13 protein-coding genes and 1 pseudogene are annotated in these 17586 nt (G+C 70.9%); 7 read left to right on the top strand and 7 right to left on the bottom strand.

Annotated elements, in window-relative coordinates; translation table 11 throughout:
* Positions 1-39 precede the first annotated feature (39 nt).
* From ABZY45_RS29810 to ABZY45_RS29840, 7 genes are all read left to right on the top strand, one after another.
* Positions 40-1542 (top strand): APC family permease, encoded by a 1503-nt coding sequence (locus tag ABZY45_RS29810; protein ID WP_356744869.1) that lies wholly within the window; start codon positions 40-42, stop codon positions 1540-1542.
* Positions 1539-1718 (top strand): hypothetical protein, encoded by a 180-nt coding sequence (locus tag ABZY45_RS29815; protein ID WP_356744871.1) that lies wholly within the window; start codon positions 1539-1541, stop codon positions 1716-1718. Before ABZY45_RS29810 ends, ABZY45_RS29815 begins: the two co-directional genes overlap by 4 nt.
* Positions 1715-3286: a long-chain-fatty-acid--CoA ligase gene (locus ABZY45_RS29820; RefSeq protein ID WP_356744873.1), complete on the top strand. Its 1572-nt coding sequence runs from the start codon at positions 1715-1717 to the stop codon at positions 3284-3286. Before ABZY45_RS29815 ends, ABZY45_RS29820 begins: the two co-directional genes overlap by 4 nt.
* Positions 3287-3437: 151 nt before the next feature.
* Positions 3438-3803, top strand: coding sequence for a nuclear transport factor 2 family protein (locus ABZY45_RS29825; protein ID WP_356744875.1), 366 nt, complete (start codon positions 3438-3440; stop codon positions 3801-3803).
* 156 nt (positions 3804-3959) lie between these two features.
* On the top strand, positions 3960-4301 hold the full coding sequence (locus tag ABZY45_RS29830; RefSeq protein WP_356744877.1) for an acyl carrier protein: 342 nt from the start codon (positions 3960-3962) through the stop codon (positions 4299-4301).
* Positions 4302-4465: 164 nt separating this feature from the next.
* The gene (locus ABZY45_RS29835) at positions 4466-5923 is read left to right on the top strand and encodes an MFS transporter (RefSeq protein WP_356744879.1); all 1458 of its coding nucleotides are present in this window, start codon (positions 4466-4468) and stop codon (positions 5921-5923) included.
* A 106-nt stretch (positions 5924-6029) separates the two neighbouring features.
* Entirely contained in the window at positions 6030-6410 is a 381-nt protein-coding gene (locus ABZY45_RS29840; RefSeq protein WP_356744881.1) for a hypothetical protein, read from the top strand.
* Positions 6411-6471: 61 nt separating this feature from the next.
* Here the strand turns inward: ABZY45_RS29840 and ABZY45_RS29845 are convergent, their stop codons facing one another.
* The 7 genes and pseudogenes from ABZY45_RS29845 to ABZY45_RS29875 form a co-directional block, all read right to left on the bottom strand.
* Complete coding sequence (locus tag ABZY45_RS29845) at positions 6472-7254, bottom strand: alpha/beta fold hydrolase (protein WP_356744883.1); 783 nt, start codon at positions 7252-7254, stop codon at positions 6472-6474.
* A gap of 86 nt (positions 7255-7340) precedes the next feature.
* Positions 7341-13619, bottom strand: a complete 6279-nt coding sequence (locus ABZY45_RS29850; protein ID WP_356744885.1) for an SDR family NAD(P)-dependent oxidoreductase — start codon at positions 13617-13619, stop codon at positions 7341-7343.
* 66 nt (positions 13620-13685) lie between these two features.
* Positions 13686-14486, bottom strand: coding sequence for a sirohydrochlorin chelatase (locus ABZY45_RS29855; protein ID WP_356744887.1), 801 nt, complete (start codon positions 14484-14486; stop codon positions 13686-13688).
* Between the two features lie 5 nt (positions 14487-14491).
* Complete coding sequence (locus ABZY45_RS29860) at positions 14492-15406, bottom strand: ABC transporter permease (protein ID WP_356744889.1); 915 nt, start codon at positions 15404-15406, stop codon at positions 14492-14494.
* A complete protein-coding gene (locus ABZY45_RS29865; RefSeq protein WP_356744891.1) occupies positions 15393-16193 on the bottom strand; it encodes an ABC transporter ATP-binding protein in 801 nt (266 codons plus the stop codon). The genes ABZY45_RS29860 and ABZY45_RS29865 overlap by 14 nt, the downstream gene beginning before the upstream one ends.
* Positions 16194-16197: 4 nt before the next feature.
* Positions 16198-17265: an aliphatic sulfonate ABC transporter substrate-binding protein gene (locus tag ABZY45_RS29870; RefSeq protein ID WP_356744909.1), complete on the bottom strand. Its 1068-nt coding sequence runs from the start codon at positions 17263-17265 to the stop codon at positions 16198-16200.
* 71 nt (positions 17266-17336) lie between these two features.
* Positions 17337-17586, bottom strand: a pseudogene (locus ABZY45_RS29875) (hypothetical protein); the annotation flags it as partial.

The raw sequence follows: 17586 nt of genomic DNA on the forward strand, positions 1-17586 counted from the left end.
TGCCGGCCTCTCCTCCACCCACCGCCATCGGGAGGAACCATGAGTGAGCCCTCGCCACCGTCCGAGGACGGTGGGCTGTCCCGCACCCTGACCACCCCCAAGATCATCTTTCTGATCATCGCCGCCGCCGCTCCGCTCGCGGCCATGGTGGGAACCGTCCCGCTCGCCTTCGCGCTCGGCAACGGCGCCGGGGTGCCGGCCATGTTCGTCTTCAGCGGTCTCACCCTGATGTGCTTCTGCTCCGGTTACGCGGCCATCAGCCGGCGGGTCGTCAACGCCGGCGGCTTCTACACGTACATCTCGTGCGGACTCGGCCGGCCCGCCGCCGTCGGCGGGGGACTGATCGCGGTCGTCGCGTACAACGCCGCGTCGGTCGGGCTCCTCGGCGCCTTCGCCTACTTCGCGCAGCTGGTCGGCGCCTCCCACGGGCTCGACCTCCCGTGGGAACTGTGGGCCGCGGCCGGTCTGGCCGCCGTCGCCGTGCTCGGTTACCGGCAGATCGACGTCAGCGCCCGGGTGCTCGCCGTCGTACTGATCTGTGAGGTGGGCATCCTTCTCGCGCTGGGTGCGGCGATCCTCATCGACCACGGAGGGGCCGCGCTGCCGTCCACCTCCTTCTCCGCCCACACCGTCACCGGCGCGGGCATCGGGGTGTCGATGATGTTCGCCTTCATCTCGTTCATCGGTATCGAGTCGGCGGCCCTGTACGGCGAGGAGGCGCACAACCCGGAACGCACGGTCTCCCGGGCCACCTATGTCGCGGTCTCCCTGATCGCGCTCTTCTACGGGGTCATCAGCTGGCTCGCGGTGGGAGCCGTGGGAGCGACGCGGGTGAAGGAGGTCGCCACGCGGGAACTCGGCGACCTGTTCCTCAACCTGAGCGACGACTACCTCACGGCCACGCTCACCTCCCTCATGCAACTCCTGCTGTGCCTGAGCCTGTTCGCGAGCTGGCTGGCGCTGCACAACGCCGCCAACCGCTACATGTTCGTCCTCGGGCGGGAGAAGGTCATGCCGGCCGGGCTGTCCGCAGTGCACCGCCGTTTCCACTCGCCGCACCGGGCCGGCCTGGCGCAGACCGGCTTCAGCGCCGTGGTGGCAGCGGCCTTCGCCCTGGCCGGGCTCGACCCCTACATGGGAATCACCACCAGCATGCTCGGGCTGGGCACGCTCGGCATCGTGGTGCTCCAGGCGCTGGCCTGCCTCTCCGTCATCGGCTACTTCCGGCACCGCGGCGACGGGCACTGGTGGAACACCCGGCTCGCCCCGGTACTCGGCTTCGCGGGCCTCGCCCTGGCCACGGTCCTGGTGGTGGCGAACTTCGACACCATGACCGGCACCACGAACCCCGTCGTGGCGGCGCTGCCCTGGGTGGTGCTCGGCTCCGGCGTGACCGGCGTCGGCTACGCCCTGTGGATCCGCTCCGCGCGTCCCGAGAGGTACGCCCGACTCGCCGGGGTCGAGACCCGTGACCCCGCCCCGCCGGAGCCCGGCCCCGGAGCGCTGGTCGCCGCCGGGCCGGCGGACCGGCGAGCGCCGTGACCCCCCAGGCGGGACCGCTCGGCGGGGTGTGGCCGGACATCCCCGCGCCGCCTCCCCAGCGGCTCGACCCGATGGTCTGCAGCGTCGGGGACTTCCTGGCGCTGCTCAACGAAGCGGTCCGGCTGCACCTGGCCGGGACCGTGCTGCCGACAGACGGACAAGGAGCGACAGGATGACTGGTCAGGACCCGGCCACGATCACGGCGCGGCTGCACCAGCACGCACGGCAGAGGCCGGACCACCCGGCGATCATCTGCGAGGGGCGGCAGGTGACCTACGCCCGGCTCGACCGGGAGAGCAACCGCACCGCACACGCGCTGCGCGAGACGGGCCTGCCCCCCGGCAGCCGGGTGGCCTACCTGGGGAGGGAGTCGGAGCACTACTACGACCTCGTGCTCGGGGTGATCAAGGCCGGGCTGGTCATGGTGCCCGTCAACTGGCGGCTGACGGCTCCCGAGGTGGACCACGTGCTGCGCGACTCGGGCGCCCGGCTGCTGTTCGTGGAACCGCAGTTCCGGCACGTCGTCGACAGCCTGCGGGCGGAACTCCCCGAGCTCACCGACGTCATCGTGACGGACGACGGGCCGGTCCGCGGGTCCGGGTTCCTCGCCTGGAAGGAGGGACGTCCGGAGACGGAGACCGGCGGTGGCGCGCGCACCGAGGACTCCATCGTGCAGATGTACACCAGCGGTACCACGGGACTGCCCAAGGGGGTGGTCCTGGCTCACCGCACCTACTTCACGTTCCAGGAAGCGATGGAGCGGGCAGGCCTCGACTGGATCGACTGGCTGCCCGACGACGTCGCCCTGATCTCCTTCCCCGGCCTGCACTCCGGCGGCATGGCGTGGTTCATGTTCAATCTGGTCGCAGGGGCGACCAGCGTCGTCATGCCGGTCTTCATCCCGGAGGAGGCGGTCAGACTGATCGCTGAGCACCGGGTGACCACCACGTTCTGCGCACCGGCGATGCTCCAGATGATGCTGGACGAACCGGCCGCGGGCCCCGACGCGTTCGGGTCGCTGCGCAAGGTGACGTACGGCGGCGCCCCGATGCCGGCCGAACTGATGCGGCGCTGCATCGACGAGTTCGGCAGCGAGCTCGCACAGATGTATGCCTCGGCGGAGACCGGGAGCGTGGTCACCTGCCTGACGCCGGCCGAGCACGTGCCCGGTGGGCCGAAGGCCCTCTCGGCGGGGCGGGTGTGTCCCGGCAACGAGATACGCATCCTGGACGACGACGGCAAGCCCGTCGGCCCTGGTGAAATCGGCCAGATTTCGGTACGCACACCAGCGCGCTTCGTGGAGTACTGGGGCAACCCCGAGGCCACCCGTGAGGCCCTCGACGACGGCTGGCTGAAGATGCCGGACGCCGGTTACCTCGACGAGGACGGATACCTCTTCGTCTGCGACCGCATCAACGACATGATCATCGTCGCCGGCCAGAACATCTACCCGGCCGAGGTGGAGAACGCCATCCGCGCCGCGAGCCCCGCGGTGGCCGATGTCGTGGTGGTCGGGGTGCGGGACGACCGGTTCGGCGAGATCACGAAGGCGGTCGTCGTGCTGCGGCCGGGCCAGGAAGTGACGGGGCGTCAGCTGATGCTGGCGCTGCGCGGGCGGATCGCCGACTTCAAGATCCCCAACCGGTACGAGTTCGTGGACAGGCTCCCGCGCAACCCCACCGGCAAGGTCCTGCGCCGCCAGCTGCGCGATCCCATCAGGCCCGAGGCCGGAGTACGGAGCTGACCAAAAGCTCACCAAGGGCGGTTCGGGCCGGTCCGCGGCGTGCCACCATCGGGGCCGCCGGTACAGGGTGTGACCTTTGCCGGCGCACACATCACCCGACGTGGGACATACCGGCCTTGCCGGTTGCAGAGAAGTGACGAGAGAGGAACCAATGAGCGACCTGAACGACTTCGCCCGGCGTTACATCGACGCGTGGAACGAGGCGGAGGCGGGAGCCCGGCGAACGAAGATCGTCGAGCTCTTCGCGCCGGACGCCGTGCACTACACCCCGACGCGGGAGTTCCACGGCCACGAGCAGCTGGAGGCGCGGTTCCTGGAGGCGTACGAGCAGTTCGTCAAGCCCGGCGAGCACGTCTTCAGGGCCGTCGAGAACGCCAACGGCCACCACGACGCGGTGCGCTTCAACTGGGAGATGCTCCACCTGGCGAGCGGCGAGGTGAGGGGGGTCGGCTTCGACTTCATCGTCCTCGACAAGGAGGGGCGCATCAAGAGCGACCACCAGTTCATCGACGGGTGACGGGGACGGGCCCCGGCCCCCTCTGACCCCCCGACCGCACGAAACCGCTCCGGGCCGAGGCCGAGGCCGGCCACCGCGTTCGCGTGGACGGCGGGCTCCGGCCCGGAGTGCGCAGGAGACAGACCAGGACACCACCCACCGCCTCCGGAGGCACGCGTGCCCGCCATACCGGCTTCGGCCGAGACCGAGACGTACCCCGCCGTCCAGGAGCTCCTGGACCTTCCCCGTTCCGAGCGCCGCGACGCGCTCGAAGCGCTGATCGCCGCCGAGTTCAGGGCGACTCTGCTCATGACGGACGACGAGGAACTGCCCCTCGACACCAGCTACTTCGAACTCGGGTTCACCTCTCTGCGGATCACCGAGGTCAAGCAGCGCCTGGAGGACCTCCTCGGGCGCCCCGTCAGCACCACGCTGCTCTTCAACAGCCCCACCGTGAACCAGCTGCTCGACCACCTCGGCACCGAGGTGTTTCCGCAGCTCTTCGCCCCCTCGGCCTGACATCGAACAGCGGCCGCGGGCATGTGAATGCTTCATATGCGGTCGATGTCGGAGTACCTGGCCCGAGACGAACGACCGTGGGACATTCCGGTCGGTGGCCTACCAGGGCATCCACACCAGCCACCTCGCTCACCGCAGCGCCATCATGATGATCGGGAGTTTCCATGACCACCAGTAGTGCCAGACCGGCCGCTGCTCCGGCCGCGGGGCCGGATGCCCCGACCACCGAACCCGGATCCGCGACCATGTGGATCGTCCTGACCGGCCTCTTCATGGCGGTACTCGACTTCTTCATCGTCAACGTGGCCCTGCCCGCAACCCAGCAGGAACTGCACGCCAGCGAGGCGGCGATCCAGTGGATCGTCGCCGGTTACGGGCTGACGTACGGCGCCGGTCTCATCACCGGCGGGCGCCTCGGCGACATGTTCGGCCGGCGTGCGGTCTTCATGACCGGCATGGCCCTGTTCACGCTGGCCTCCGTCTTCTGCGGTGTCGCGCCGAACTCCGGGGTCCTCGTCGTCGGCCGCCTCGCGCAGGGGGTCGCCGCCGCGCTCACCGCCCCGCAGGTCCTCGCCGTACTCCGCACGGTGTACAGCGGAAAGGCCCAGGCCCGCGCCTTCAGCATGTACGGCTTCGTGATGGGCGTGGCCGCGGTCTTCGGCCAGCTCATCGGCGGCGGTCTGATGCGGGCCGACGTCTTCGGGCTCGGCTGGAGGGCCTGTTTCCTCATCAACGTGCCGATCGGCCTCGTCGCCCTGCTCCTCGCCCCGAGGTTCGTCCCGGAGTCGAAGGCCGAGGTGAAGTCCCGCCTCGACCCGGTCGGCATGGTGCTCGTCACCGGCGCCCTCGTGGCGCTCCTGATCCCGCTCATCCAGGGCCGTGAGCAGGGCTGGCCGATGTGGATCTGGGGCTCGCTGGCCGCCTCCGCCGTCCTCTTCGTGGCCTTCTTCGCGTACGAGAAGCGGCTGATCGGCAGGAGCGGCTCCGCCCTCATCGACCCCTCGATGTTCCGCGACCGGGCCTTCACCGCGGGGCTGCTGGTGCAGCTGGTGTTCTGGATGGGTCAGGCGTCCTACTTCCTGATCCTGGCGCTCTTCCTGCAGTACGGCCGGGGGCTGGACCCGCTGGGCGCCGGCGTGGTCTTCACGGCGCTGGGTCTCGGTTACATGGCGACCTCCGCCACGGCCCACAGGTTCGCCGCGAAGCTCGGCCGGCAGGTGCTCACCCTCGGCGGACTGCTCACCACGGTCGGCCTGGTGCTGACCGGCCTCGCCGTCGCCGCCAACGGCGTCGAGGGCAGCGCCTGGTGGCTCGTGCCGGGGCTCTTCCTCGACGGAGCCGGCATGGGGCTGGTCGTCGCCCCGCTCGCGTCCACCGTCCTGACCCGGGTCAAGCCCCAGATCGCCGGGGCCGCGTCCGGTGTCCTCACCACGGCTCTCCAGCTCGGCAACTCCCTCGGGGTGGCCATCATCGGTGTGATCTTCTACGGCGCGGTGTCCGCGGGGGACGGGCCGGCCGGTTACGGACACGCCTACAACGTCAGCCTGTTCTACTCGGCGGCCGTCGGCGTCGTCCTGGCCGTACTGGTCCAGCTGCTGCCACGCGGCAAGGACGGCAAGTAGCGGCACGCCCGGCGGGCGCACCGCCGACCAGTTCCCGGACGCCGGACGGAGCTCCCCGAAGCCCGTCCGGCGTCCGTCATCGACACGCGACGACAGGAGAACGGATATGACCGGGTACAACGATCTGGCTGAACGCTACGTCTCGCTGTGGATGGAGAAGGACCCCGACGTGGTGAGTGCGGCGGTCGCCGAGCTCTGGTCGGAGGACGGCGAGTACGTCAACGAGGTGCGGCACGTCCGCGGTCACGCGGAGATCGCCGAGCAGGTCCGGTTCGCGCAGGACTACTACGCCGAGCGGGGCGTCGCCCACCGCTTCGTCTCCCAGCACGACGCGAGAGGGCTGCACAACTCGATGTGCTTCGGCTGGGTGCTCCTCTCCACCGAGACCGGCGAGGCCCTGTCCACCGGTACCAACCTGTTCGTGCTCGCCGACGACGGCAGGATCGCCTGCGCCTACCAGTACACCGACCGGCCGCCCACCTTCTGAGCACACGGCACAGGGGCCGCCCGGAATCCGGGCGGCCCCTGTGCCGTACCTCCGCCGCTGCTCAGCGCCGCGCGGCCGGGGCGGCGTACCTGCGCATCAGCCGGGTGAAGTCGGCCGAGACGGCGAGCGACTCCTCGTGGATGAAGAAGTGCCCGCCGCGGAATTCGCTGTTGCCGAGGTAGTCGGGCGTGCGGTCCCGCCAGCACGCCATGGCGGACGACTCCACCAGCGGGTCGTTCTTCGCGCTGTAGGTGACGATGGGGCACGAGGTCGCCAGCCCGTCGTCGGCGTAGCTCGCGCACGCCAGCAGATCCGCGCGCATCGCCGGCAGGACCAGACGCAGCATCTCCCGGTCCCGGTAGATCTCCTCCGGAAGCGAGCCCAGGGCCTTCACCCATTCCAGCAGCTCGGCCTCGGGCACGTCCGCCTGCTCGGGCGGCACGGTCCTGAAGCCCTCCGGTGCCCAGGAGGAGACCCCCACGAGGGAAGGCCCGCGGCCCCAGACCCGCTCCATCTCGACCGCCAGCCGGTAGGCGATCTGGCCCCCCATGCAGTGCCCGAAGAACGCGAAGGGGCGGTCGTCGAGCTCGGCGCTCACCTCGTCCACCAGGGTCTGGATCAGTGCGTCGAAGTCCACGAACGGCCTCTCCGAACGCCGCTCCTGACGGCCGGGCAGCTGGATGAACTGGCAGGCGATGTCGTCCCCCAGGTGGGCAGGCCAGTCCCGGTACATGGAGGCCGCGCCGCCCGCGTAGTGGAACAGCACGAGACGCATCGAGGCCTGCGGATCGGTCTCGGCCGGCTGCAGCCAGCGTCCCCGGCCGACGGCACTGTGATCGGACATGAGTGGCAACTCCTCTTCATGGATGGAAGGGCCTCCGCGACCGTGCCGAGCACGGTCGCGGAGGCCCGTGTCGGAGCCGGGGCCGATCAGGCGGCCGGCTCCGACGGCCGTGCGATCTGGCCACCGATGAACTCCGCGAGCAGCCCGGCCGACGGGTGGTCGAACACGACCGAGGCCGGGAACGGGATCCGGAAGGCGGACTCCAGCGCGTTTTTCAGCTCGACGGACATCAAGGAGTCGAGCCCGAGCTGACCGAAGGGGGTCGAGGGATCGACGCTCTCCAGGTCCTCGATGTGCAGGACCGCCGCCACACGGGCGCGGACGAACTCCTCGACGGCCGCCCCCCGCTCCTCCGGCGGAAGGGCCAGCAGCGCATCCAGGTCCAGCCCCCGGGCCGCTGTCGCGCTCCTGCCCAGCAGCTCGCGGTAGAGCGCGTTGTCGAGCGGCTTCGTCGCGGTGAACATGTCCCAGTCGCACTCGCCTGCCAGGACCTGTGCCACCGGCGCGCCGAGCAGCGAGGCCAGGGTCCGGGTACCGCGTGCGGGGGTGAACAGCCGCACCCCCTCGTCCGCCCACCGCTTGATGAGCTGGTCGCTGAGGCGCGCGGACATGCCGACCTCACCCCACGGCCCCCAGTTGATGCTGAGCCCGGGCAGACCGGTGGCGGCCCGGCGGTGCATCAGGTCGTCCAGGAAGGCGTTCGCCGCGGCGTAGTTGCCCTGGCTCATGGCGCCGACGACCGAGGCCGCCGACGAGTAGCCGACGAAGAACTCCAGCTCCGGCAGGTCCGCTGACGCCTCGTGGAGCAGCCAGCTCCCGTACACCTTGGCCCGGAAGACCGTGTCGATGTCCTCCCACGCCAGTGCGGACACCGGCTTGTCGTCGACGACCCCGGCGGAGTGCACGATCCCGCCCACCGGAGGCCCCTGCCGGAGCTCGGCGAAGAGCGCGGCCACGTCCGAGGCCTCCGCGATGTCGCAGGGATACACCGTCACCTCCGCCCGCTCCCGCAGACGCTTCTCCAGATGGGCCACGTCCGGTGCGGCCTGGGTCCGGCGCCCGGCGAGCGCGATGTGCCGCGCCCCCAGATCGACGAGCTTCTCCGCCGTGACGAGGCCGAGCCCGCCGAGGCCGCCGGTGACCAGGTAGGTGCGGTCGGGCCGTACGGAGACCTCACGGGCGGCCGGCCGCCGGCTGTCCTCCATGCTGATGACCAGCTTGCCCACGTTCGCGCCGCGGCTCAGGACACCGAACGCCTCCTCCACCTCGTCGAGCTGATAGACCGTGGTGGGCAGCGGGGGCAACAGCCCCGCGCCGACCAGTTCGGCGATCTTCGCCATGATCTCCTGGTTGACGGGGATCAACCGGTCCTCGGGCAGTTCGCTGAGATCGAAGTTGTGGTACGTGACGTCCGGGCGCTGCGCGCGGACCTGTTCCGGGGACCAGGCCCCGACCTTCCCGAGCTCGATGAAACGCCCGCCCTCACCCAGCGCCCGCATGCCTGCCGGGATGAAGTCCTTGTTGAGGCTGTTCAGCACGAGGTCGACGCCGGTGCCTCCGGTGATCCGGTCCACCTCGTCGGCGAAATCCAGCGTCCGCGAATGCATCAGGTGCTCGATGCCCTGTTCGCGCAGCACCGGCCACTTGTGCGGACTGGCGGTGGCGAAGACCTCCGCCCCGGCCAGCTGCGCCAGCCGCACCGCGGCCTGGCCCACCCCGCCCGCGGCGGCGTGCACGAGCACCTTGTCCCCGGCCTTCATGCCACCCAGGGTGTGCAGCGCGTAGTAGGCGGTCACGTACACGGACATCAGCCCCGCCGCGTCCGTCATGCTCAGCCCGGCGGGCTTGGCCACGGCCACCGCCGAAGGAACGGTGATGCGGCGCTTGAACACGCCGAGATAGTTGACGACGACCTCGTCGCCGGGGCGGAACGCCGCCTCCGGGCCCGCCGCCACCACCGTCCCCGCGCACTCGAAGCCCAGTGGCTGCTCGCCGAACTCCGACAGCATCCCGAGGGCGTTGAGAACGTCCTTGAAGTTGAGTCCTGCCGCTCGCACCTCCACCTGGATGCGGTCACCGGTCGGCACGACGTCCTCCGCCGGCTGCTGCCTGATCCCGGAGAACTGCCCGTACTCCTGCACTGCCAGCTCTACGTTGCCGTCGCTCGCGGTGAAGGGCGTGGCCGGTACCATCCGCCGCACATGGCGGTGACCCGCGCGGAAGGCCAGCTGGAACTCGCCACCGTCACGCGAGCTCCACTCCGCGGCCAGTTCCGCGCCGCCTCCGCCGGCCGGCAGGTCGACCATCGTCGTGCGGTAGGCGGGGTACTCGTTGAGCACCACCTGCCCGAAGCCCCACAGACTCGCGGCGGCGCACGGCGACGCGCCGACCGTGTCACCGGGGAGGTACTGGCCCTCCTCGGTGAGCAGCCACAGCCGCTGGTCGCGGCCGAAACCCGTCTCGTCGAGCACCGCGAGCAGATCCAGCAGACCGCCGAAGTTGTGCGCGGCCTCCGACCGCAGGCCGTCCGTACCGGCCCCGCCGCCCCCGGGCCGCCAGAACCACGCCACGTCCGTGACCCGTTCCGCGCGGAGGGTGCCCGCCACAGCTTCCGGCTCCGGCGCGAAGTGCAAGGTGACGCCGGTGTCCGCCGCGGCGGACACGAGGCCCGGAAGCTCAGCGGCCGTACGTCCCAGAACGAGCACACGGCGGCTCTCCGGCAGGGACTGGGGGACCAGGGACCGCTTGACCCAGCGCACCTCGTGCAGGAAGCGGCGCCCGGCCCGGCCGATGTCGGCCATGCGCTTCAGGCCGAGCCCGCGCAGCTCGTACACCGCCCGGTCGCCTTCGAACACCACCAGGTCGAGGGAGATGTCCACCCCCGGCCGGTCGCCCGGGGAGCGACGCATCACCACACGCAGCAGATCGCCCTTGGGCTTCTTGAAGAGCCGGAAGTGGCCGAACCGCACCGGGAGATAGCTGCTCCCGTCGTCGCCGATCGCGGCGAACGCGTGGGTCGCCGCGTCCAGCAGGGCCGGGGGAGCGTGTCCGACCGCGTCGGCGGGCAGACCCAGCAGCTCGCCGACGGCCAGGGTGCTGTCGCAGCGGGAGACTTCCCGCATCCGGCGGAACTCGGGACCGTACGGCAGCCCTGCGGCGGCATAGGCGGAGTAGACCTCGTCGGCCCCGAGGACGTCCTCGGGCTCCCCGGCAGCGTCGGCCAGGTCGCGCAGTTCGCCGGCCAGACCGCTCGGACCGACCGGCCCGGGGGCGAGGGTGGCCGTCGTGTGCAGCCGCTCGATCGCCCCGTCCTGACCCGCCGCGAGACTCAGCACCTCGACCGTCGCGGACCCGTCCGCCCGGGGCAGGAGCCGGGTGCGCACCTCGACCACGCCCTCCTCCGGCAGGAACAGGGCCTCCTGCATCTCCACGTCGAGGACGGGGCGGCTCGTCTCGCCGTAGACCGCGTCCTGCAGCGCGAGCAGGATCTCCAGATAGCCGGTGCCCGGCAGGACCACCTGCTCCCCGACGACGTGATCGGCGAGATAGGCGGGCTTGTGCGGGGAGAGCCTGGCGGCGAACTCCCGTACGCCGTCCGGTGCTCCCTCGGAAGGAGTGACTTCCTGGCCGAGCAGGGGATGAACGGCGGGACCTGATCCCGTCCCCGCGCCCAGGCCGTGCCGTTCCCCCTTCACCGGCAGCCAGTACCGCTTGCGGTCGAAGGAGTAGTGCGGCAGGTGCGTGCGCCGTCCCTCCCGGCCGCGGTGGTACTCGGCCCAGTCCACGGGCAGGCCCGCCGTGTAGAACTGGGCGACGGACGAACGGATCGTCGAACCGTCCGTGTCCGCCTTGCCGAGACTGGTGAGCCAGCGGTGGTCCTCCGGCTCGACACACGCCCGGGCCAGCCCGGACAGCGTGGCCGACGGGCCGATCTCGATGAGGACGTGCCGTCCACGTCGCTCCAGCGTCCGCATCCCCTGGAGGAAGTCCACCGGCGCGCCGATGTGGTGCACCCAGTAGTCGGGGGTCATCAGCTCGGCGGGCCGGGCGACCCTGCCCGTCACGTTGGATATCAAGGTGAACGACGGCTCGTGGAAGACGATGTCCGCAAGAGCGGCGCGGAACTCCTCGTACACCTCGGCCATCAGGGCCGAGTGGAACGCGTGGGAGACCGCGAGCCGGCTCACCTTGAGCCCCTGCTCCGTCAGCACGGCCGAGACCTCGGCCAGTGCCGCGTCCCCGCCCGATATCACGCACTGCCGCGGTGAGTTGATCCCGGCGACGGTGAGGTCGGAGTACCCCTCCAGATACGGAGCGACCTCCTGGGCCGACGCGCTCACCGCGGCCATGCCGCCGGGGGCCGACACCGACTGCATGAGGCGGCCGCGGTGGGCGACCAGCGTCACGGCGTCCTCGAGGCTGAACACCCCGGCCACCGCTGCGGCCACCACCTCGCCGATGCTGTGGCCGATCAGGGCGTTCGGCCGTGCTCCCCACGAGAGCCACAGCCTGGCCAGGGCGTATTCGAGTGTGAACAGCGCCGGTTGCGTGTACCGGGTCCGATGGATGGCGTCGGCGTCCTCGGCCCGGTCGAGCAGCAGGTCCCGCACGGACCGGCCGACGAGCGGGGCGAACAGCCGGTCGCACGCGTCGACACAGTCCCGGAACACGGGGAACTGCTCGTAGAGCGGGCGGCCCATACCCACGTACTGCGCACCCTGCCCGGTGAACAGGAAGGCCGTCTTGCGGAAGTCACCGGTTCCCCTCTCGTCGTTCTCCAGACGGGCGGCCTGCTTGTCGAGGAAACGGGTCAGCTGACCGCGGTCGTGCACCACGGCCGCGATCCGCTGGTTGAAGTGACTGCGGCCGACGTTGGCCGTGTAACAGATGTCGCCCACCGGCGCGTCCGGGTGCTCGTCGAGAAACGCACGGTAGGCCTCCACCTGGAGGCGCAGACCCTTGCGGTTCTTCGCCGACAGGGTGATGAGGTGCCCTCCCTCCCTCTCCCGCACCGGCTCCGCCGGCGGTCCGGCCGGCGCCTCCTCCAGCACCGCCGCGGCGATGGCTCCGGCGAACCCGAAGCTGTTCACCAGCGCCCGCCGGGTCTCCGCCTTCCAGGGACGGCACTCGGTCGGTACGTCCACCGCGTACCGGTCCCACGGGATGCGCGGGGACCGGTTGACGAGGTTCAGATGCGGATAGATGGTGGCCGACCGCAGCTGCAGCACGGTCTTCACCACGCCCATGACGCCGGCGGTCGCCTCGGCGTGACCCACATTGGTCTTCACCGAGGCGACGTTGATCGGCTCCTGCTCGGTGTGGGAGTCCGAGAACACGTCGCAGATGGCGCCCATCTCGATGGGGTCGCCCAGCGGGGTCCCCGTGCCGTGCGCCTCCACGTACTGGATGTCTCCGGGCTTCAGCCCCGCGTCGGCCAGCGCCTGGTGCATCACCTGTTCCTGGGCGGTGCCGTTCGGGACGGTGAGGCCGGCGCTCTCCCCGTTCTGGCCGATCGCCGTTCCCCGTACGACGGCCAGGATCCGGTCGCCGTCCCGCTGGGCGTCGGAGAGCCGCTTCAGTACGAGGGCCCCCGCCCCCTCGGCGCGCGAGTAGCCGTCCGCGGATTCGTCGAACGTCTTGCACTGACCGTCGGGAGCCATCATGTTGCCGTTGGAGAACATCACGAAGATCCGCGGATGGTGCAGGAGGTTGACCCCGCCCGCCAGGGCGATGTCGCACTCCCCGCGGCGCAGGCCGCCGACCGCCAGGTGGAGTGCGGTGAGCGAGGAGGCGCAGGCGGTGTCGACGCTCATGCTCGGCCCCCGCCAGCCGAGGAAGTAGGACACCCGGCCGGAGATCGGGAAGGCGGTGATGCCCGAGGCGAGATGGCCGTCCAGTTCCTCGTACGGCAGGGAGTCGAGCTCCAGTGCGTAGTCGATCTGGCTGGTGCCGATGTACACGCCGCCCGATCCGTGCCGCAGGGCGGCGGGATCGAGGTTGGCGTCCTCCAGCGCCCGCCAGGCCGTCTCCAGCATGACCCGCTGCTGCGGGTCGATGAACTGGGCCTCCTTGGGCGAGATGTTGAAGAACTGCGCGTCGAACCTGTCGATGTTGTCGAGGAAGCCTCCGCCCGCCGTACGGACCTTGCCACGGTCCTCGTCGTTGTGCGGGGTGAAGGCGGGCACGTCCCAACGGTCCTCCGGCACCGGCCGGATGCCTGAGCCTCCTGCGCGGAGGAACGCCTCGAACTCGTCGAGCGTGTCGTTGTCGCCGGGAAAGCGCAGTCCGACACCGATGATGGCGACCGGTTCGTGCTCGGACTCCGTCCCCGCGGGATTCGGGTCGGGCGCGGAAGTGTCAGGCACGGCCGTGCCTCCTTTCACTGAAGGATGTGACGGCATCGGACCGGCCGGTCCGATGCGGCGCGCCCGTCATGCGAACACGCCCGGATGACGCCCGCCTGACGACGGGCTGATCGACGAGCCGGCCGACGTCTCCCCTGCTCCCGGGCGACCTTCCGCCCCCGCCTGCCACCGGTCGATCAGCAGCCTGGCCAGCTCGGGCGCGGCGCCGAGAACGGAGGCCACGACCTCGGCTCCGGCCGCCCGCGCGCCGCCGGTGATGCGGTCGGACAGGAGACCGGGCGCGATCATGTAGGGAGCGACGGCCACGCGGCGTACGCCGTCGGCCCGTAGAGCGCGTACGACGTCGGCGGTGCGGGGAAGAGGACCGGAGGCGAACGCAGGCCGCACGGCGCACCAACCGGTGTGCCGCAGCTCCCGCGCGATGTCAGCGATCACTGCGATCGCCTCCGGGGCCGAGGAGCCCGCCGAGGCCAGCACCAGGCCCGTCGAGCCGGGACCGCCGGGGCCCAGCCCCGCTTCCTCCAGGCGCCGGTGCAGAGCGGTCAGCAGGAGGGGGGAGGGGCCGAGGACGTCCGCCTGGACGACGCGCAGCGCCGGGGGAGCCCGGCGCAGTGCGCTGGGCAGATCGGACCCGGAATGGAAGGCCCGGGTCAGCAGGAGAGGAACGGCGACGACCTCGCGTACTCCTTCGGACGCCAGCCGTTCCAGGGCGCCGGACACCGAAGGGGTGCCGAAGGCGAGGAAGGCCGTTTCGAGCCTCAGCCCGGGCCTGAGCGCCCCGGCGCGTGCGGTGAGCGCGCGCACGGTCGCCGCGTGCCGGGGGTCGCGGCTGCCGTGGGCGACGACGAGGCCGACCGGATCCGTCATCACCGTCATCCCCCGGTGAGCAGCCCACGGCTGCGCAGCACCCGGCGCTCCAGCGGGCAGAAGACGAGCAGGTCGATGGCGACGCCGACCAGCAGGATGAGCGCGATCCCGAGGAAGACGCCCGGCAGGTCGATGCTTTCCCGGGAGTTCTCCAGATACCTGCCCAGGCCGACACCCAGGTCCGGCGAGGAGGCGATCAGTTCGGCGGCCATCAGCGAGCGCCAGGAGAAGGCCCAGCCCTGCTTGAGGCCCGAGAGGTAACCGGGCAGGGCGGCCGGCATCAGGACGTGCCAGGCACTGCGCCATCCCGTGGCACCGATGCTCCTGCCGACCTGGAGATGGAGCGGCGGGACGTGTCTGATGCCCGCGGCCAGGCCGTTCGCGATGGAGGGGACCGCACCCAGCAGGATCACCGCGTACATCGCCGAACTGGTCAGCCCCAGCCACAGCACCGCCGCCGGGACCCAGGCGACCGAGGGCAGGGACTGAAGTCCCGACAGGAGCGGCCCCAGTGCCGCGCGGACCAACGCGACGCGGGCCACGATCAACCCCAGCGGAGTGCCGATCGCGACGGCGACGAGAAAGCCCAGCAGGCCCCGCCGCACACTCGTCCAGATGATGTCGAACAGCGAACCCTGGAGCCACAGGTGCCGGAAGCTGTCGGCGACCGACGCGGGGCTCGGGAGCTTGTCGGGCGGAGCCACCCCGCTGCTCACGGCGAGCTGCCACGACGCCAGCGCCAGCACGGTGGCGAACAGGGGCGGCAGCACCTTACGGCGCAGCCGGCCCCACAGGGGGGCGCGGCGTACCGGTACGGAGTCGAGGGAATCGAGCCCGGCCTCCACTTCCGCCAGGTCCTCCCGCGACCCGCGCTTCGCCCATTGGGCGCTCTCGCCGGGCCGGGCCTCAACGCCGGGCATGGCGGCGGATCTCCCCTCGCAGGCTTTCGGTGATCTCGACGGACAGCTCGGCCACCGCCTGGTCCTCGATGCGGCGCGGCTGGGGTATGCCGATCGTCCACTCGTGGGCGATGCGGCCGGGCCGCGACGACAGGAGAACCACACGCTGTGCGAGCCGCACCGCCTCACGCACGTTGTGCGTGACGAAGAGGACGCAGACCCCCGTCTCCTCCCAGACCCGGGTGAGTTCGTCGTGCAGCACGTCCCGGGTGATGGCGTCGAGAGCCGCGAACGGCTCGTCCATCAGCAGGACGTCGGAGTCCTGGGCGAGTGCGCGGGCGAGCGCGACCCGCTGACGCATCCCCCCGGACAGCTCGTGCACCCGCTTGCGGTGCGCCCCGCCGAGGCGTACGAGTTCGAGCAGTCGCTCGGCCTCCGCACGGCGCTCCGCCCGCTTCACACCGCGCAGCCGCAGGGTGAGTTCGATGTTCTTTCCCGCTGTCAGCCACGGGAACAGCGCGTGCTCCTGGAACATCAGGGAGGGTCTGCGCCGGAGCGGCAGGTCGATGCGCCCTGCCGTGGGCATGTCGAGCCCGGCGATCAGGTTGAGCAGGGTCGACTTGCCGCAGCCCGATGCGCCGAGGAGGCAGAGGAACTCCCCCGCTCCGACGTCCAGGTTGATGTCCTGCAGTACCGGGGCACCACCGTCGGCGCCGAAGGACTTGTGCACGCCCGTCAGCCGGACAGCTGGCGTGGCGGAGCCGGCGGGAGAGGGGCCTAGTCGCTCGGCGGTCGGGGCCGGGATCATCCGGTCACCTCCGGGGGGTCGTCTGCCGGGTGCCTGTGGGCAAGGGGCGCTCGTCCGGGGGCAGGGGCCGGATGCCGGCCTGCCGCAGAACGCGGTTCAGTGGGCCGAGGTCGTAGATGCCGGTGAGGTCGGCCTCCTTCAGGAGTCCGGCTCTCATGGCGTGGTCCGCCTGTGCCCGGAGTGTGGCGGGCATCGGATCGTCCGTGACCTCGATGGAGGCCCAGGCCGGATCGAGGACCTCCGGGGGCAGCGGCTTGCCCGTGAGTCTCTTCAGAGCCGCGTTGGCGGAAGCCTTGGCGCGGTCGGCGTCCGCCGCGATCCAGGCATTGGTCTTCACCGAACCGCGCAGGACCGCCTCGACCACATCGGGGTGTTCGTCGAGAAACGTGCGCGAGACGATCACATGGGTGGTGACGAAGGAGCCTGAGGGCCACAGGTCCGACTCGTCGAGGAGGACCTTGCCGCCCTCGGCGACCAGGTACGAGGCGGTGGGCTCGGGCATCCAGGCACCGTCCACGGCCCCGGTGCGGTAGGCGTCCGGGGCCACCTTCGTCCCCGTCCGTACGACGGACACGTCACCCCGTCCGCTCTGGGGGTCGACCTTCCAGCCCTTCTCGGAGATCCAGTTGAGGAACGCCACGTCCTGGGTGTTGCCGAGCTGCGGGGTGGCGATCCTCTTGCCCTTGAGGTCGTCCAGGGTCTTGATCTTCTTCGGGTCGACGACGAGCTTCACACCGCCCGAAGCGGACCCGGCGATGATCTTCAGTGCGCTGCCCCGCGTCCGCACGTAACCGTTGACCGTGGGCGACGGGCCGATCCAGGCGATGTCCACCGAACCGGCGTTCAGCGCCTCGATCTCGGACGGGCCCGCGGTGAAGGTCGAGGTGCGCAGCCGGGTGCCGGCCAGTTCGCGCTGGATCAGCCCTTCCTGTACGCCGACCAGGGCGGTGGCGTGGGACAGATTCGGGAAGTAGCCGATGCGGACCTCGTCGGCCGAGAGCGGTCTGCCCGCCAAGGCGGCCGGCACCTCGTCCGAGGGCCGTTCGGAGCCGTATCCGCAGGCGGCCGACATCAGGAGGGGGAGCACCGCGGCGAGAGCGAGCCGGAAGAGCGTGCGTGAGCGCGCGGGCCGGCCCACCGAGGTCAACACGGGCGCGCCCGGGCGAGATCCGGGACGGTGAAGGCCTCCCCGGCCATGCCGGCGGTCAGGGTCGTGCCGTCGGCGGGGTCGATCAGCAGGAACGACCCGGTGTTGCGGGACAGCCGGTAGGGGTCCAGTGCCAGCCCCTCGGACACGTGGATGACGACGCGGCCGATGTCGTTGGCCACCAGGGTGCCGGGGGCGGGGTGCTGGGAGAGGTCGTCGAGGGTGAGGCGTGAGGGGATGTCCTTG

This window comes from Streptomyces sp. NPDC006516, from assembly GCF_040611875.1.
Lineage (GTDB): Bacteria > Actinomycetota > Actinomycetes > Streptomycetales > Streptomycetaceae > Streptomyces.

Bases quoted from the DNA above. Each gene is read 5' to 3' on its own strand.
- ABZY45_RS29810 (WP_356744869.1), top strand. From the start codon at position 40: ATGAGTGAGCCCTCGCCACCGTCCGAGGACGGTGGGCTGTCCCGCACC.
- ABZY45_RS29820 (WP_356744873.1), top strand. From the start codon at position 1,715: ATGACTGGTCAGGACCCGGCCACGATCACGGCGCGGCTGCACCAGCAC.
- ABZY45_RS29825 (WP_356744875.1), top strand. From the start codon at position 3,438: ATGAGCGACCTGAACGACTTCGCCCGGCGTTACATCGACGCGTGGAAC.
- ABZY45_RS29835 (WP_356744879.1), top strand. From the start codon at position 4,466: ATGACCACCAGTAGTGCCAGACCGGCCGCTGCTCCGGCCGCGGGGCCG.
- ABZY45_RS29840 (WP_356744881.1), top strand. From the start codon at position 6,030: ATGACCGGGTACAACGATCTGGCTGAACGCTACGTCTCGCTGTGGATG.
- ABZY45_RS29845 (WP_356744883.1), bottom strand. From the start codon at position 7,254: ATGTCCGATCACAGTGCCGTCGGCCGGGGACGCTGGCTGCAGCCGGCC.
- ABZY45_RS29855 (WP_356744887.1), bottom strand. From the start codon at position 14,486: ATGACGGATCCGGTCGGCCTCGTCGTCGCCCACGGCAGCCGCGACCCC.
- ABZY45_RS29860 (WP_356744889.1), bottom strand. From the start codon at position 15,406: ATGCCCGGCGTTGAGGCCCGGCCCGGCGAGAGCGCCCAATGGGCGAAG.
- ABZY45_RS29865 (WP_356744891.1), bottom strand. From the start codon at position 16,193: ATGATCCCGGCCCCGACCGCCGAGCGACTAGGCCCCTCTCCCGCCGGC.
- ABZY45_RS29870 (WP_356744909.1), bottom strand. From the start codon at position 17,265: ATGTCGGCCGCCTGCGGATACGGCTCCGAACGGCCCTCGGACGAGGTG.